General features: G+C 48.8%; 14 protein-coding genes, 1 tRNA gene and 1 pseudogene. 6 read left to right on the forward strand and 10 right to left on the reverse strand.

Translation table 11 applies throughout. The features are described 5' to 3' along the window. Positions 1 to 2 precede the first annotated feature (2 nt). Positions 3 to 1,133, reverse strand: a complete 1,131-nt coding sequence (locus KVT36_RS03440) for a glycosyltransferase family 4 protein (protein WP_217602104.1) — start codon at positions 1,131 to 1,133, stop codon at positions 3 to 5. Continuing rightward, entirely contained in the window at positions 1,130 to 3,643 is a 2,514-nt protein-coding gene (locus tag KVT36_RS03445) for a YfhO family protein (RefSeq protein ID WP_217602105.1), read from the reverse strand. The genes KVT36_RS03440 and KVT36_RS03445 overlap by 4 nt, the downstream gene beginning before the upstream one ends. A 151-nt stretch (positions 3,644 to 3,794) precedes the next feature. Between KVT36_RS03445 and KVT36_RS03450 the strand changes: the two genes are divergently transcribed. Genes KVT36_RS03450 through KVT36_RS03460 form a run of 3 tightly spaced genes read left to right on the forward strand, consistent with a single transcriptional unit; the run spans position 3,795 to position 5,628 of the window. Continuing rightward, positions 3,795 to 4,052 (forward strand): hypothetical protein, encoded by a 258-nt coding sequence (locus KVT36_RS03450; RefSeq protein WP_217602106.1) that lies wholly within the window; start codon positions 3,795 to 3,797, stop codon positions 4,050 to 4,052. Beyond that, positions 4,049 to 4,831: a queuosine precursor transporter gene (locus tag KVT36_RS03455; RefSeq protein ID WP_217602107.1), complete on the forward strand. Its 783-nt coding sequence runs from the start codon at positions 4,049 to 4,051 to the stop codon at positions 4,829 to 4,831. The genes KVT36_RS03450 and KVT36_RS03455 overlap by 4 nt, the downstream gene beginning before the upstream one ends. 50 nt (positions 4,832 to 4,881) lie before the next feature. Beyond that, entirely contained in the window at positions 4,882 to 5,628 is a 747-nt protein-coding gene (locus KVT36_RS03460; RefSeq protein ID WP_217602108.1) for a class I SAM-dependent methyltransferase, read from the forward strand. A gap of 113 nt (positions 5,629 to 5,741) precedes the next feature. On the opposite strand, the gene KVT36_RS03465 is transcribed toward KVT36_RS03460, so the two are convergent. The 4 genes from KVT36_RS03465 to KVT36_RS03480 form a co-directional block, all read right to left on the reverse strand. Then, positions 5,742 to 7,418: a RagB/SusD family nutrient uptake outer membrane protein gene (locus tag KVT36_RS03465; protein WP_217602109.1), complete on the reverse strand. Its 1,677-nt coding sequence runs from the start codon at positions 7,416 to 7,418 to the stop codon at positions 5,742 to 5,744. A gap of 24 nt (positions 7,419 to 7,442) precedes the next feature. Next, positions 7,443 to 10,607 carry a SusC/RagA family TonB-linked outer membrane protein gene (locus tag KVT36_RS03470; RefSeq protein ID WP_217602110.1) on the reverse strand — a complete coding sequence of 1,055 codons (3,165 nt, stop codon included), beginning with the start codon at positions 10,605 to 10,607 and terminating at the stop codon, positions 7,443 to 7,445. A 227-nt stretch (positions 10,608 to 10,834) separates the two neighbouring features. Next, on the reverse strand, positions 10,835 to 11,284 hold the full coding sequence (locus KVT36_RS03475; protein ID WP_217602111.1) for an NUDIX domain-containing protein: 450 nt from the start codon (positions 11,282 to 11,284) through the stop codon (positions 10,835 to 10,837). Positions 11,285 to 11,318: 34 nt separating this feature from the next. After that, entirely contained in the window at positions 11,319 to 12,215 is an 897-nt protein-coding gene (locus KVT36_RS03480) for a magnesium transporter CorA family protein (protein WP_368669998.1), read from the reverse strand. Here KVT36_RS03480 and KVT36_RS33120 point away from each other — a divergent pair. Then, positions 12,166 to 12,273 (forward strand): annotated as a pseudogene (locus KVT36_RS33120) (hypothetical protein); the annotation flags it as partial. The gene KVT36_RS03480 and the pseudogene KVT36_RS33120 sit on opposite strands and share 50 nt — an antisense overlap. A gap of 113 nt (positions 12,274 to 12,386) precedes the next feature. On the opposite strand, the gene dapF reads toward KVT36_RS33120, so the two are convergent. Together dapF and KVT36_RS03490 are read right to left on the reverse strand one after the other, a co-directional pair. Next, positions 12,387 to 13,169: a diaminopimelate epimerase gene (dapF, locus tag KVT36_RS03485; RefSeq protein ID WP_217602112.1), complete on the reverse strand. Its 783-nt coding sequence runs from the start codon at positions 13,167 to 13,169 to the stop codon at positions 12,387 to 12,389. Between the two features lie 137 nt (positions 13,170 to 13,306). Beyond that, positions 13,307 to 14,185 carry a nucleoside phosphorylase gene (locus tag KVT36_RS03490; protein WP_217602113.1) on the reverse strand — a complete coding sequence of 293 codons (879 nt, stop codon included), beginning with the start codon at positions 14,183 to 14,185 and terminating at the stop codon, positions 13,307 to 13,309. 180 nt (positions 14,186 to 14,365) lie between these two features. Here KVT36_RS03490 and KVT36_RS03495 point away from each other — a divergent pair. Both KVT36_RS03495 and KVT36_RS03500 read left to right on the forward strand, forming a co-directional pair. Then, positions 14,366 to 14,436 (forward strand) — tRNA-Cys (locus KVT36_RS03495). 75 nt (positions 14,437 to 14,511) lie between these two features. Beyond that, a complete protein-coding gene (locus tag KVT36_RS03500) occupies positions 14,512 to 15,003 on the forward strand; it encodes a GNAT family N-acetyltransferase (RefSeq protein ID WP_217602114.1) in 492 nt (163 codons plus the stop codon). Here KVT36_RS03500 and KVT36_RS03505 read toward each other — a convergent pair. After that, on the reverse strand, positions 14,998 to 15,735 hold the full coding sequence (locus tag KVT36_RS03505; protein WP_217602115.1) for a DUF1080 domain-containing protein: 738 nt from the start codon (positions 15,733 to 15,735) through the stop codon (positions 14,998 to 15,000). The two genes, KVT36_RS03500 and KVT36_RS03505, sit on opposite strands and share 6 nt — an antisense overlap. A 120-nt stretch (positions 15,736 to 15,855) precedes the next feature. After that, positions 15,856 to 17,154, reverse strand: coding sequence for a Gfo/Idh/MocA family protein (locus KVT36_RS03510; protein ID WP_217602116.1), 1,299 nt, complete (start codon positions 17,152 to 17,154; stop codon positions 15,856 to 15,858). Positions 17,155 to 17,163 lie beyond the last annotated feature (9 nt).

Raw genomic sequence — 17,163 nt, forward strand, 5'->3', positions numbered from 1 at the left:
TATTAAGGGCGGGCTGTAAGGGCCTGCATCACAGCGGAAGCATCCCTTGCAATATTAGTATTGCTGTAATATTCAAAGAAAGAAGGGGGAGTAGCTTCCGCTGTATTATTTTGCTGCAGCATAAGCGTTATGAACTGCTGCCAGTCATTATCCGGCGCTACCAGCAGCTTATTGCCACATACGTTTGTATTTACACCTATGGCCCCGCTGGCGGTAGATACCACTGTTTTCTGCCATGCTAGTGCTTCCAGCACCTTGGTTTTTACACCACCACCTTCCATTACGGGATTAATGAACACATCTGCTGCTGCAAAGTACTCCCCGATATCATTTACAAAACCAGTGTACATAACACTGCCATTAGTAGCTTTTACCTGGGCCGCCAGCTCAGCTGGTAAACCTTTTCCGCTAATAAGTATTACATAAGGGGAGGCTGCTGTTTTTTGCAGCAAAGGATCTATATCCGTTAATATTTTGCGCACGGCCTGCTGGTTGGGCTGGTAGCCCAGCGCCCCGTTAAAGTAAAAAATAGTGCTGTTGGATGGTATATTATGGCGCGTGCAAACCTGTGCGCGCAAGGCAGCAGGATTGGTAACAGCCGGTGGCGCTGTAATACCATAAGGGGCTACGCTTACCTTTTGCGGATCCAGGCCGTATTCCTGAATGGCGGTATCAGCATCTTCCCGGCTAATGAAAAAGCTGTGGGCTGCTTTGCGGTGTACCCATTTTTCATAGGCCCATAACAGTGACCACCATTTTTTGCCCATGCTGCGGAAACGGGCTGCTTCTATATTGTGGGAATGTACTATAAACCTGCGGCCGGTGCGTGCCTGCAGCCATACGGCCATCCATCCCATGTAGGGATGCTCTATTTGCAGCAGCTGCACATTTTTTTGCCGGATAGCTTTTGCCAGCTGACCTGCATAAAAAATATTGAGATAACGGGTACGGCTATTGGTAAACAGCGGCCATAGTGCATAGGGCAAAGGCCCTTCTGCCTGGTTGGCCTGCACAGATACCACGGTAAGCCGGCAATAATGCGCCAGGGCTGCATAATAACCAGCTATGAATAACTCGCCCCCTTTCCTGGCTGGCAGGTATGGGTAAGGCGCGATACTCAATACATGCATCATGCCGGAACCGCTTTTTTGCGCTGCTGTATAATGTACAATGCAAACGAGCCGATAATAAGCACCATCATCACTACAAAGCTGAACAGGGATATTTTAATACCTGCGTAATAAGATACCGGTTCAAACTTAAACTCAATGGTGTGCTTACCGGCAGGTACCAGCATACCGCGCAGCGCATAGTTCACGCGGGCGTAGGGCGCCTTTTGACCGTCTATAAAGGCATTCCAGCCTTTTTCATAATATACTTCAGAGAACACGGCAAACTGTGGGGTGGCCGCGTTGTATTCGTAAGAGATGGTGTTCAGATTATTGGCAATTAAATGAATGCTGGCAGCAGAATCATACACCGGTTCGCTTTTCACATCTGCTTTATAACGCTGGTCTATTATCACGGTATCTTTGGGATCAAAGTGGTCCATTGCACTCATTTCCGCATCAGCATTCGGCACCCACTGGATATGTTTTACAAACCATGCATTGCCCAGCGCATCCGGGTTGCGGGCCACGGTAGGCCCGTTCTGGCCGGACTGTATTACGTACTTGGTATTGAGCATGTTCAGCACCTGTATGTTGTTCTTGCTGATCTGGCGTTCGATGAGATCTAAGTACAGCTGCAGCTTGGCTGCGTGGTAACCGCCTACACTTTTGTGGAAGTAGGAGGTCATGGCATCATTAAACGGACCACTGGGAGCAGTGAGGTTAAATACCCGGTAGTAGGGATCTTTATCCTGTAATATTTGCTGATCGGCTGCTGTGGGCTGGAATGGATCGCCGTAGCTGGCTTCATCCATAAAATCATCGCTGCTCAGGTAACGTTTATCTACCTGCAACAGGTCAAACAGCACTAATACTACTACGCCGCCTATGAGTAAATTCTTATTCAGCTTACCTGACAGGAAAAACCATAAGAGGCCGAATACCAGGCCGGTGAGCACCAGGGAGCGGAATACATCATTGCGGTACAGGGTAGCACGGTCTTCCCGCAGGGCTTTCATCATACTTTCCACGATCGCATTATCGCCCCGCGCCATTTGCGTAAGCTGTGACTGGAACTGGTTATCGGTACCGGGTGTTTCCGGGTTATTGGAAAAGTTGGTGTAAGACAGGGAGGTGGATGCCAGCAGCAACAATACCAGAATGCCGCTGGTGATCATGCCGGTGAACTTCAGTTTTTTAAGCAGCTCTGCTTTGGGCAGCTGGCTGGTGATGAGCTCATTCAGGCCCATTACGGCCAGCACCGCAAAAGTGAGCTGCGGGAAAATGAGCGCCTGTGAAGGTGCGCGGAACTTGCTGTAAAAAGGTAAATGATCAAACAGGAAATAGTTGAAAGCTGCAAAGTTGCTGCCCCAGGCCAGGAAAATACCGAACACCGTTACTGCTACCAGCCACCACTTATGCCAGGACTTTATGAGGAACAGGGCCAGTATTGCCAGGAAACATACTACAATACCCAGGTATACCGGGCCGCTGGTGCCCAGCAGGGACTGATCGCCCCAATATAAAGGCCAGTGTTTGATCATATTTTCAGCCTGTACGGCGGGTACGCCCATGGCAGACAGCTGCTTATAAGTTTCCGAACCGGTACTTAATTCGCCGCCGGAGCTGCCACCGTAAATGTTAGGCGCCATCAGGGTAAAGGTTTCAAACTTGCCATAGCTCCACTGGAAGGCATAATCTTTATCCAGGCCGCCGGCCGTTTTATTGCCTTCCTGCCCGGGCAGCGGTGTAAGCTCTGACTTACCACCCCGGTTACTGGCATGGGAATATTCGTAGGTGGTCCATAAACGCATGGCGTTATAGCTCATACCTACCAATACGGCTGCCAGCACTACTCCGGAGGAGATGAGCAGGTGTTTATAATCCTTTTCACGAATGGTGATCACTGCAAATACGATGGCAATAACGGCCAGCAGTAAAAAGAAGTAATACGTGATCTGCAGGTGATTGGCTTCTATAAAATAACCTAAAAATAATGCGGTGAGGCCCGCGCCTAAGAGGTATTGCCGCCTGAGCACCAGCATTATACCGGCTATTACGCCCGGTAAATAGGCCAGGGCTACGGACTTGGTATCATGCCCTGCTGAGAGGATGATGGGCATATAACTGGAATAGGCGTACGCTACTGCGCCAATGAAACCTATCCAGGGATTTACCCGCAGCACGATGCATAAAATATAAAAAGTTAACGCTGCCAGGAACAATACGTTAATAGGTTTAGGCAGGTTGAGTGTTAATATGATAGGGATGATCTGCCCATAGTTGTAGGGGCTTTCTGAAGAGATCTGGTAAGTGGGCATACCACCGAACATGCTGGTGGTCCACAGGGGGGTAATACCATGTTTTTCCTTGTAATCCAATGATTCTTTGGCCATGCCTTTCCATTGAATTACATCGCTTTGGCCTAATACTTTGCCATCCAGGGCGGGTTTGCAATACAGCACTGCCAGTACCAGAAATGCCACCACTACTATAATGTGCGGCAAAAGCGTTTTCAGCCAGTTATTCTTCATATTTATGGTAAGCTTTTAAAACAGATAAGTAGCAAATATATTATTTAAAGTTCATAGTTGTTAGTAGTCAAGGGGTCTATGGCCGATGGTCCACCGGCTATAGACTATTCACTAATATTACTATTTTCGCTGCATGCGCTTCGTTAAAATTTTGTTGAAATTCGTTTTTATATGCAATCTTTGCTACCTCGCAGTGTGGCTGTTGCGTATTACAGAGCATGGGGAGCGCTTTGCGTGGCTTTTCAATTCCGTGATCGTACTGGGGATCCTGGTGGCGCCCTGGGCCAATATGCTGAGCAGTGTGCTGGCCATTGTATTGCTGTTGCTGCGCAAGGTAAGCTGGGGAGAGCTACCCGGCTACCTGCTGATCCTTAACCTGTCAATATTATTAGTTCAAATACTGGTATGATCAATCATCTTCTGAAAGACCGGCCCACCAAGCTGTTTGTCATTTTCTCCTGTTTTTTTGTGGCCAACGCGCTGATAGCGGAATGTATAGGCGGTAAGATCTTTTCCCTGGAACGCTTACTGGGCCTGCCGGTACATACTTTTACCATTTTCGGGCAAAGCGGATTATCGTTTAACCTTACCTGTGGGGTATTGTTATGGCCGCTGGAGTTTGTAATGACGGATGTGGTGAATGAATATTACGGTCCCAAAGCGGTACGCCGCATTTCCTATACAGCTGTGGCGCTGATCCTGTATGCTTTCCTGATGTTTTTCCTGGCTATTGAAGTGCCGCCAGCTGATTTCTGGATAGGCAGTAAAACGGCTGATGGCCTGCCGAATATGCAAACGGCTTTTACCGGGATCTTTGGGCAGGGCATGTGGATCATTGCGGGCAGCGTTATTGCCTTCCTGGTAAGCCAGATAGTGGATGTTACTGTATTTCACCGCATTAAAAAACGCACGGGCGATAAACATATCTGGCTGCGGGCCACCGGATCTACCGTTGTATCGCAGCTGGTAGATAGTTTTATTGTATTATTTATTGCATTTAAACTGGGGAGTAACTGGACATGGCAGCAGGTGCTGGCCATTTGCCTGGTGAACTATATTTACAAATTCACCATGGCTATTGTACTTACACCCCTGATCTATTTGCTGGAAAAGCGTATAGAACATTACCTGGGCAAAGAAACCACCGCTAAGATGAAAGCCAGCGCCATGGGGCTTAGCGAGGAGTAAGGAATAGTTTTTGCAGGCGTGTAATATATATTAAGACATAACACAACGACATGCAATTAAAAGATGCAATCACCACCTGGGGATCTTACATCAGAAGACCGGCCAAGCGAAAGCTGATCAATTACAGCGCACAGCTGCGCGGTAAGAAGGGAATTGAAATTGGCGGGCCCAGCGCGCTGTTTGCGGTAAAGGGATATTTTCCGGTGTACCTGTTTGCAGAACAAATAGATGGCGCTAACTTCAGCACCAACACCATTTGGGAAGGGCAGATACAGGAGGGCAACAACTTTCACTATTATAACAAAACAGGCTACCAATTCATACGCGAGGCTACCGACCTGCAGGGCATTGCAGATAACAGCTACGACTTTGTACTATCCTGCCATTGCCTGGAGCATGTGGCTAACCCGCTGAAAGCCCTGTATGAATGGAAGCGGGTATTAAAACCCGGCGGGCAGCTGGTGCTGGTGCTGCCGGACAAACGCCATACGTTTGATATTAACCGGCCGTATACTACGCTGGAACATTTGCAGCAGGATCATAAAAATAATGTGGGCGAAGATGATAACACACACTTTGACGAGATCATACGCCTGCATGTAATGGATGAAAAGGAAGGCACGCATGAAGAGCTGGCCAGCCAGATACAGCAAAACCTGCTGTACCGCCGCGCACATCATCATGTATTTAGCCTGGAGCTGATGAAACAAATGCTGGAGGCATGCGGTTTTACCACGTTGTACCAGCAGGATGGAGCCCCGTTCCATTTGATCACAGTGGCGCAGAAAACAGCGTGATGAGAATGTAAAATCTTAAATGTAAAATTTCAAATATAAAAGTGGAATGCAGCGAATAAGGGACTGCATTCCACTTTTACATTTAGCATTTGAAATTTTACATTTTACATTCCTTACTCTGTGCGCGGATTTTTTACCGGCGCAGCGCCGGAGCCAGGCGGATTATTAGCTACTTCATTATCCGGAACATCCCAGTAATCCAGGAAGCTGTAATCTATAGTTGCATTGGTATTAATGTTGCCGGAGCGGTCTATTACCACACAGCCGGTACGGCCTCCGCCTTTGGATACGGGATCAATCACCTTCCAGCGGCGGGCGTCGTAGAAGGAGAGGGCGCGGAACAACAGGCCTATCCTTCTTTCCTTACGCAGCTCTTCTTTGGCGGCAGCAGCGGTAGCTGCCACGGTGGGCGCTAAGCCGGCGCCCTGCGCATTCCGTACAACATCAATCAACGCCATGCCGGATATAATAGCGGCGGGGCTGAAATTATCTTTGTACATAGTGGCTTCTGCTTTCATCAGCTCATTTTCTTCCCAGCTGCCGGCCAGGTACATTTCTGTTGCGCCAACGCCGGTATTGCTATATACAATTACACCGCTTATTTTTTTACCGCCATTGATCAGTGCATGATTGGTGTTAAAGGAGTTACCACGGTCCGCATTACCGATCCAGGTGGTGCCGGCTTCAAAGTTGTTATCCAGGCGTTTGTCGCCGGGTTTAAAATCCTGTATTAAGCGCTCGCTGATGCTGTATCCACTGCCACCGGGATCTGTGCTGGTAACCCTGGCTGCCACGGTGCCATCTGCTGCGGCAATAATATCGCCCAGCTGGTCTGAGCGGCCGGTGAATACAAAATCATTCTGCTGTATGCCATTGTTGCTAAGGGTAAGAATGCTGTCCCAGCGGGTGGCGGGCATGGCATCTACCGTAGTATTTACCAGCAGGTTGCGGGCTTTGAGCGTATTGATGTTACGGATCCACATATCCGGGGTAAGCACGCCGCCTTTACCTACCTGGTAAAAAGCAGGGATCAGCTTACTGAGTAGGGCATTATAATCTGCCCCGGCAGAAAGGCCGGTGAGTAATTGTGCGGCCGTATCCAGCTTAGCGTTGGCTGCGGCTATCATGGTTTCTTTTGATACGTAGTTGTTGTTAGTGGTTTTAGGATCATCCGCAACACCCAGATCGTCGTTAATGATACCGGCATAATAAAGGGAGCCAATGCGGGAATACACATAACCTTTCCACCAGTAGGCCCAGGCTTTTACCACATTTTTTTTGGTGGCTGCATCGCCACTGAACTGCACCTTATCCAGCGCGGCCAGCACCAGGTTACAGTTCTTATTGAGCTGGTACATGTAGGCCCATTCGTAAAAGAGCGGGTTGGCGCCTGCTTCAGCATTACTGTTAATGGCGCGTATGAGCAGCAGCTGTTTGGCGGGAAAGCCGGGGCTGGGCACTACGGTGCCATCGTCCAGCGTAACCTTATCCGGGCAGCCTAACTGGTTCATGTATTCGTTGGCGGCTTCCATACCTATTACGTCGCCCATTTGCTCCTGGAAGCCTATGGCGCCTGACCAGAAGCGGCCTATTACCGCATCATAATACTTAAGATCATAAAACCCGCTTACGTAAATGCCCTGGCCCAGGGCTACAATGCCTTTTTCTGTGGCGGCGCTTCCCGGTGAGGGCTGGTTAGGATCATTGATATCCAGCTGACTTTTACAGGCCAGCATGCAAAGCAGGGATACAACCAGCGGTATATATTTTGTTTGTCTATTGATAGTCATAATTTTTGCGTTTAGGTGTTGACGTTAGAAACCAAGATTCAGGCCTGCCTGGTAAGACTTGTAGTTAGGCATGGTGTTGTGGTCTGTACCGCGGTCCCAGGGCGAGTTGGCGCTGCCGGAGCTGATCTCCGGGTCCATACCTGTGTAATTGGTAAGGGTAACCAGGTTGCGGCCGGTTAGTACCAGCTGTATTTTCCGGATACCTTTTATTTTAAAGAACCGGGCAAAGTCAAAGCCTACGGACAGGTTCCGTAAACGCATAAAAGAGGCGTCCTCATAGAAATAATCCTTGGTGCCGTTGTTACCCTGGGCCTGGTATACGCCACGGTAAAAGGCTGTCCAGGCGCCGGTTTCGCCATTAATGGTAATGGGTTTTTCGTAATCGCTGTGAATACCATCACGGTACATCCATTCCTTGGTCTGGTTATACAGATGGCTGCCATTGATCCAGTCCCATTGCATGGAGAAGGTTACAAAGTCTTTAAAGGAAAAGTAGTTGATGAACGACATGTTTAACTTAGGGTTAGGATCACCAAAGCTTACTTTTTCAGGTGAAAACACGGGCTGCTTGGTGGCCTTGTTCACTACATACCCGTTGCTGGCTACTTCGTAGCTGCCTTTATCTGCTTCAGCTATATAAAGGTTGCCGCTGGCATCCCTGTCTTCCAGGGAGTGCAGTGCTTTATTGCCAAAGATCTGCCCCACCTTTAAACCCGGCGCCAGTACATAGTTGGTGCTGCCTGCGGAGGAAAGGATCACTACCGGGTTGCCGCTTACTGCTGTTATTTCAGACGACTGCCTGCTTAAGTTGGTAGTAAGATCCCAGGAGAAGTCCGGGGCGGATAATACACCGATGTTCAGAGATGCCTGCCAGCCTTTGGATTCCAGGGAAAAGGCATTATCTACCAATGTACCTGTACCGGATGATGCAGGTGCATCTGTATCATAAATGGCGTTATTGGTGCTGCGTTTCCAGTAAGTAACAGAGAGGCCTGCATTCTGCAGCCAGCTGCCTTTAAGGATGTTGAAAGAGAGGTCTGTGCCGGCTTCAAACTCTTTGGATACTTCCACATCCAGGTTAGGATTACGTTGTGCAACACCGGGATACAACACGCTGCCGGCGCCTACACTGCGGGGTGTTAGCACCGTATAACGCTGAAAAGGCCCGGGTTGTATGCCGGCTTCGCCATAGGCGGCGCGCAGCTTAAACTCTGTGATAATGCCGCCTACGCCGCCATCCTGCCAGAAGTTCAGAGACGATAATCTTACATAAGCATCGCCACGGGGGAAGGTAAAGGGTTTGGAGCCTTTACCGAAGGCGGAGGAATAATCGCTTCTGAAGCCCCCGGAAATACCGGCAATATCACCCCATTCAATACGCTGGTTCACAAGATAGCCGAAGGTTACAAACGGCTCTTTCAGGTCCATATCAATATTACGGGTGGCGTAATCCTTTAAGGTATGCGGTGCAAAGGAGGGCGTGCCTTCCCCGTGCGTGATGTATTGTTTGAAGGTATTATAACGCCAGTCGAAAGCTGCTGTAGTGGCGGTTTTTATGGGAAGACCCAGGCTGAAATCCTTCTGAAAATCTGTGTTAAAAGTAGCGGTGCCGGTGAAATGCTGGAAGAACACACTTACATTATACTTTGTCATTTCCCCGGTGGCATCGGTATTATTATAGTTGGATAACCAGCCCCGCTGATTGATCACATTCAGGTTATCCGACTGATCGCCGTAAATAAAGGTAGAATCATTACGCTGGTAGTTGATACCGTATTTGGCATCCAGCTCCAGGAATTTTGGCAGCTTATAGTTCAGGTTAAATGTTTGCACTATATCTACCTTATTGCCCGTGGCATCCGTGTACTGGGCGTTGTAGTTGGGGTTATTGGCGTTTACGCCAACGGCATCTCCATAATAATAGGAGTAGTTGCCATCGCTCATTACATCATCATAATTAGCAAAGGGGCGGGCATTGTTAATGGCATAGATCACGTTCTGGTTCTCTATGGTGTTCTTTGTGTAAATGAGCTGAGTAATACTGCGGAACTTCAGCCCCTTATACAGCTCTGTGCCTACGTTCACGGAAAAATTACTGCGGTCGTAAGCGCCGTTATTTTTGAAAATACTTTCCTGGTGATTGTTGGATACGGCAAAGGCGTAATCCATTTTTTCACTGCCGCCGGATACTACTATGGAGGTGTTGTAGGTGGTAGTGGGCTTGAAGAACATTTTGAAATGATCGTAATACTTCAGGTTCTTGTCATAAGGTTTATCTGCCTTACCGTTAGGGTCCAGTGAGTTGTAGATGATGTTCTCCTTGTAAATGCCGGTGTTAGGGTCCCAGCTGAGCGGCGCGCCGGAGGAGCCTACTACTTCGCCGGCTGCATTGGTTTGAAAGTTGTTGAACCTGGCTTTACGCAGATCACCAACGTTCAGCACTTCGTTGCGGGATACGCTGGAAGATACATCAACATTCATTTTCCCGGCCTTGCCTTTTTTAGAGAACAGCTGTATTACGCCGTTGGCGCCCTGTGCGCCGTAAATGGTGGCTGCTGCGGCGCCCTGCACCACTTCCACCCGCTCTACGGCGTTGAGGTCAATGCTGTTTAAGCTAGTGGCGCTCAGCTGAATACCATCCAGCAGGATCATGGGAGTGGTGCCGCGGCCCAGTGCATTAATGGTGTTGATACCGCGCAGCAGGATGTTGGTTTGTGCACCGGGCACCCCGCTGGTGCTGGAGATCTGTGCGCCGGCGATCTTACCTACCAGGGCCTGATCTACCGACGCGGTAGGAGCCTGGGGCAGCTTGTCGGCTGTTACGGATTCCACGGCAAATGCCAGCTTTTTCTTGCTGGTGGCTACACCTACGCCGGTGACTACAATTTCACCCAGGGATCTGGTGTCCAGGTGCAGCTGTACGGTGAGGTTGTCAGTAGCGGTTAGCTCCCGGGTGGTGAAACCGATAGCTGATACAATTAGCTTTGTGGCTGGTTTGGCGGAAATTTTAAAGGTGCCATCGGGCATGGTGATGGTACCTGTTTTGGTACCTTTTTCGATGATGGTAGCCCCAATAATTGCAGCTCCTGATTCATCGATAACTTTCCCGGAAATAATGGTTTTTTGTCCAAACAAGTTAATTCCGCCCCACAATAACGCTAAAAAGAATAATATTAGAGTTTTCAGCATGTGATAGGATTTTAGTTGGATTTTGGTTGATTAGATTGACATAGAACGGTTTACGAGAATATACTTTTCTAGTGTGTCTTCTATTGAAAAATAGTTAATTTATTGATGAGTGTATCAATATTGTTTTTGTTAATATGTTAGGGGCGGGGAGGGTAACGATTAGCATTACACGAAATACCGGATAAGGGTATGGGGATAAAAGGGAAGGAGTACCGGGAACGCCTATATTAATATTTAACTTTTACCAGGTCGGCCACAACTTTATCAATGGGCAGGGTTACGGTGGCGGCATTAAACTCATCCCAGCTGATCCAGCGTACACCTTCTACTTCGGTAACGCCTTCGGGGATCTCAAAGTCAAAGGGCTGGTTTAAAATAGGGGCGGTAAAGGGAGAGATGGGTTTTACAAGGTAATAGATAGAGATGATCTGCGTAGTGCCGTCGAACGCAGAGATCTGGAAAAAATCTGTGGTGTAGATATGTTCTACTACTTCTACCTGCTGGCTTAGCTCTTCCTGCCATTCGCGGATGATGCATTCGAGTGTGCCTTCGCCAAACTCAAGCCCGCCACCGGGAAACTTGGTGTAATAGCCGCCGCGGATGTATTCATCGCTTACCAGCACCTGCTTTTGTTCATTGATCATAATACCGTACACGCGCACGTTGAAACAGCTCATAATTAATACTTGTATTTTGTTCCGGTAAATATAATTAAAACCACTTCTTCTTCATGAAATACCAGCTCATGATCACAGAGATCACGATGGAGAGTATTACGGGGATGTAGAATGCGTGCGGGGAGTGCTGGTAGGGGATATCCACGTTCATACCATAAATGCTGGATACCAGTACAGGAAAGGTAAGCACAATGGTAATGGAGGTTAAACGTTTCATTACCAGGTTCAGGTTATTGGAAATGATGCTGGCAAAAGCATCCATGGTGCTGCTTAAGATGTTGGTGTACACGTTGGCCATTTCCAATGCCTGGGAAGTATCTACGATCAGGTCATTCAGAAATTCCTTCTCATCATCATTCAGGCCCAGGAAGTTGGTGCGTGCCAGCTTCATTAACACCAGCTCATTGCTGCGCAGGGCTGTTACAAAGTATACCAGGCTTTTCTGGATCCGCATCAGGTATAACAGCTCCTCATTACGGTTACTGTCGTACAGCTTTTGTTCCAGCTGGTTGCGGCGCTGGTTAATCTCCTTCAGGTAATCAAGGAAGTTCATTACCACCTTTTCAAAGATCTTTAACACCATCATGTTCCGCTTTTCAGGATGGCGGTTATGGAAGGTGTTCAGGAACTTTTTAATGGCGGCGTTATCGAAAGAGTTTACAGTAAGGATCTGGTTGTGGGTAAGGATGATCACAATAGGGATGGTGATGTAATAGGCATCGCTTTCATTGATGGAATTGTTTTCCGTAGGGGTTTTGATCACGATCAGCTTTACATCGTCCTCCAGCTCAAAGCGGGACTTTTCATCTATATCCAATGAATCCGTGAGGAAGTCCAGCGGAATATCCAGCTCTTCGGACAGCTGCTCAAATTCTGCCTGCTTCAAAGGCGGGGCAATATTCACCCAGGCGCCGTTTTCGGCATCATTGATCTCGATAGTTTTACCGTCCTTATTTATGAAGTATTGGATCATCCGGGCGCAAAGGTAGTTATAATTAATAATTAAGAATGAATAATGAATAGACGTGGGGCGGGGGGCAGCGGTTTTAAAAGGTGCTGCGCAGGGCGGGAAACCGGCCTGCTTCATTATTCATTTCTATTATTAATTAATTGTTACCTGGCCTTCAAATACGAGGGTAGCAGGGCCGCAGAGCCAGATATCCTGAAAAGTGCGCTCGCCGGTTTTGGTGAACCGTACTTCCAGGTTACCGCCTAGGGTTTGTACGGGTATGCGGTATTCTTTTGTTTCAGGTCCGGCGGCGGTAAGGGCGGCGGCAGTAACCCCGGTGCCGCAGGAGTAGGTTTCATCTTCCACCCCGCGTTCGTAGGTGCGTACAAAAATGCCTTTATCCTGCTCCTGTACAAAGTTCACATTGGTGCCTTCTGCGGCAAAGCGGTCGTTATAACGGATCTGGCGGCCTTCTGTAAATACGTCCAGTGACTGTACATCGTTCACGAACTTTACAAAGTGGGGGGAGCCGGTATTGAGGTAAAAATAAAGGGGGCCATGTTCTACGGAATCCACGTCCTGCATTTTCAGGTTCACCCAGCTATCGCCGGTCATAGTGGCTTCATGCGGGCCATCAACGGCCAGGAAGCGCAGCTTTTCCTGCGTAAGGCCCATTTTACGGGCAAATGCGGTGAGGCAGCGGCCACCATTGCCGCACATGCTGCTTTCATTACCGTCGGCATTGTAATACTTCATGCCAAAGTCGTAGCCGGGCTGGGTATTGAGCAGCATCAGGCCATCAGCGCCAATACCAAAACGCCGGTGGCACAGGTCGTGAACCTGCTGGTTAGTGAGCGCATCATAACGGCCGTCGCGGTTGTCCATGATCACGAAATCATTGCCGGTGCCCTGGTATTTGTAGAAGTGGAGAGTCATAGCGGAGCAAAATTACGAATTAGAATTGAATGCTTAATGCTTAACGCAAAACGCTTAATGCTGATTATGTTATGCCTGAATGCAGATATAGCATCGCTGCATTAGCGTTAAGCATTCGGCGTTAAGCGTTTTGCGAATTACAACGCGGCAATGATCTCCACTGATTTCTCAATCATGCGTTGTACTGCTGCTGCGCCGTCTTTGCTGAACTCCTGGCGGATACGGTTGGCTACGATAGTGCTGATGGATAAACAATCATGGCCTAAAACGCGCCCCAGGCCATAGATGCCGGCAGTTTCCATTTCAAAGTTGGTAATACGGTGTGATTCAAACCCAAAACCGGTAAGCTGTTCCAGCAGCTGCGGGTGGGAGAGGCGGCCCCTGAGCGCACGGCCCTGGGGTGCATAAAATCCCGGGCAGGTAACGGTAATGCCTGTATGATAACCTTCCTGGAAATGTTTTGACAGGTCTGTGGATGCTGCTGCCAGGTAAGGATTAGCGCTGCCGGGCCGTAAAGTTACCTGCTGGCTGAAAGCGGCCAGCATGGCCTTTTCATCAGCCGTATTTTCCAGCTCATACCAGGGCAGCAGATTATCGAGCCCTAAACCAAAAGAGGATACCACATAAGCATCTACAGGTATATGCTCATTTAATGCACCGGAGGTACCCAGGCGAATGATCTGCAGGCGTACCGGTTTTTGTTTTATAAAGCGGGTGTTAAAGTCGATGTTGGCCAGCGCATCCAGCTCATTGAGCACAATATCTATATTATCCGTACCAATGCCGGTAGATACTACGCTGAGACGTTTGCTGCCGATATAACCGGTATGGGTTACAAACTCGCGGTGATTAGACTTGTGCTCTACCTTATCAAAGTGCTGGCTTACCTGCTGCACACGGTCCGGATCTCCTACGGTAATGATGGTGGCGGCCAGTTCTTCGGGCCTTACATCCAGGTGGTACACGGCGCCGCGGCTGTTGAGGATAAACTCTGATTCTGCTATACGATCTTGCATGGGTTACTGAATTATGCTGCAAATGTAAGTGATCTGCTGCTAGTTGCGGGGTGGATGGGGCGGTACATATTTGTCAATTTTTATTTGATTAATATATAAAAAACACTACCTTTGCAGTCCTACAAAAATCGACGGTTCCGTGTTCGCCTGAGGCGGAGAGGACTAAGATAAAAGGAAAATGGTACCGTGGCCGAGTGGCCAGGCAGAGGTCTGCAAAACCTTTTACAGCAGGTCGGATCTGCTCGGTACCTCACTCCGGATAAAAAGCCTTCTGAAACTCAGGAGGCTTTTTGCGTTTTCGGAATATTACAAACTTAAAAATCAGTATGCTGGAAATTATTCAAATAACTGAGAAAAGCAGCGCTGAAGAACTGGAGCAGGTGAAATCCCTTTTCCGCGAGTATGCATCGTGGTTGAGCGTGGACCTGAGCTTTCAGCGTTTTGAGGAGGAATTGCTGGCGCTTCCTGATAATTACGCCGCACCTATCGGAGCTTTGTTTATGGCCAAGGTTGACGGCCATGCAGCGGGTTGTGTAGCGGTACGCCGTTTTGATAACACTACCTGCGAAATGAAGCGTTTATTCGTACGCGATGCCTATAAAGGACGCGGTATTGGTAAACAGCTGGCCGCCAAAGCCGTGGAAGCAGGTAAAGCGCTGGGTTATCACCGCATGCTGCTGGACACGCTGGCGCATATGCGGCCTGCCATAGACCTGTACACTTCCCTGGGATTTCAGCCTATTGCCGCTTATTACGACAACCCTATCAGCAACGCCGTGTACCTGTCTATGCCGCTGGAAGGGGATACTGCGTTATAAGGTCCTGATCCAGATATTCCGGTAGCTTACCGGGTTGCCATGATCCTGCAGGATGATGGGGCCGGGACCATGTTGTTTATAAGCCGGCTTTCCGATATATAATGTTCCTCCCTCCAGCTCCACATTATTCTGTACCAACACTCCATTCTGCAATACGGTAGCACGTGCAGGTGATTTCAATGAGCCATCGGTATTAAAGCGCGGTGCGGTCCATATTACGTCATAGGTTTGCCATTCACCGGGTTTCTTACACACATTTACCAAAGGAATTTTTTGTTTATAAAAGCTGCCGGCCTGCCCGTTGGAGTAGGTGCGGTTATTATAGTTATCCAATACCTGCAGCTCATATAAGCCCTGCATAAAAATGCCGCTGTTGCCGCGGCCCTGGCTTTCGCCTACCACTTTTTCGGGTGTACGCCATTCTATGTGCAGCTGGAAATCTTCAAACTTTTCTTTGGTTTGAATGGTGCCGGCGCCTTTTACTACAGTTACTATACCGTTCTTTAATTCCCAGGCAGCCGGGCCGCCTTTATCGTTTGCCCATTGATCCAGGTTCTTACCATCGAACAGGATGATAGCATCGCTTGGTGCGGTGTTGGTGGATGTGCCGGGTGTAACTACTTTGGGCACGGGCTCCCATACTTCGGTTTCTTCTGGCTTCATTTGCGTATTGTTTTGTGCGTGTGCGCTGATAGCAAATAAAAATAAAAGGGTGGTTATGCGGAAGTACATGAAATCAAGTTTTGATGTGCAGATATGGAAATATGCAGATGTGCAGATGAGGGTAAGTGTACGGATGTGCAGGTATGCAGACGGCTGTATTGCACATCTGCATATCTGCACATTTGCACATTATTTCGGAATGTTATAACCGTTGTGATACTGAGCGGCCAGGAACTTGTTGGCTTCTTCATCTTTAAAGCGGTTATTGGCGGCATCCCAATAGATCTTTTTGCCGGTTTTAAAGGCAATGTTACCCATCTGGGCATTAATGGCAACGTTGGCACCAGCTTGTATAGGAGTATGCAAATCGCTGAATTTGCGCGACTTCACTACTTCTACAAAGTTTTTGGTGTGGAGGTCCAAGCCATCATCTACCTTGGGTTTACGGGGCACAGCTTCCATCTTATCCTTTTCGGGGATCACTTCCCAGCCGCCGCGGTCCAGCACCAGGGTACCGTTATTGCCAATGAAGGCTATACCATGATCGCGGCCATAGGGGCCACCATCAATACCAATGGCGTGTTCCCACTGAATGTTGAACCCATCAAATTCATATACGGTAGTGAGGGTGTCCGGTGTTTCGGCTGCATCATCCGGGTAAGCAAACTTACCGCCTGCGGCCATTATGGATTTCGGACGCTGAGCTTTCATGCCCAGGAACGCATAATCCAGCAGGTGCACGCCCCAGTCGGTCATGAGGCCACCTGCGTAATCCCAATACCAACGGAAGTTAAAGTGAAAGCGGTTAGGGTTAAAAGGCCGTTTTAGCGCAGGGCCCAGCCACATGTCATAATCTACACCAGCGGGCGGAGTACCGTCGGGCTTTTTGGGGATGGACTTCATCCAGCCCATATATGCCCAGGCTTTTACCAGGCGTACCTGGCCCAGCTTGCCGGAGTATACAAAGTCGATGGCATCTTTAAAATGCTGCTGGCTGCGTTGCCACTGGCCTACCTGTACTACGCGCTGGTGGCGCTCCTGCGCGGCTACCATGGCATTACATTCGGCTATGGAATTGCCGATAGGTTTTTCCACATACACATCTTTTCCTGCGGCGCAGGCCTCTGTCATTTGCAGGGCGTGCCAATGGTCTGGTGTGCCAATGATAACGGCATCAATATCCTTACTTTCCAGCAGCTTACGGTAATCACTATACGTTTTTACCTTAATGCCTTTCTGCGCCAGCTCAGCGGCACGTTTGTCCAGCACATTTTTATCGACATCACAGAGGGCTACGCACTGTGCTGCCGGGTTTTTGAGCATGGCGGTGAGGTCGGCCCAGCCCATGCCGTTGATGCCGATAGCGGCTACATTCAGGCGGTCGCTGGGGGCCACTAATTTTGGAAATGCATTTAATGCGGAAGGCATGGCTGCCGCGGCCACCATGGTGGAGGCGGAGCGGATGAAATCTCGTCGGGAATTGTTCATAACTGTGTG

This window comes from Chitinophaga sp. GbtcB8 (assembly GCF_019091455.1).
Taxonomy (GTDB): domain Bacteria; phylum Bacteroidota; class Bacteroidia; order Chitinophagales; family Chitinophagaceae; genus Chitinophaga.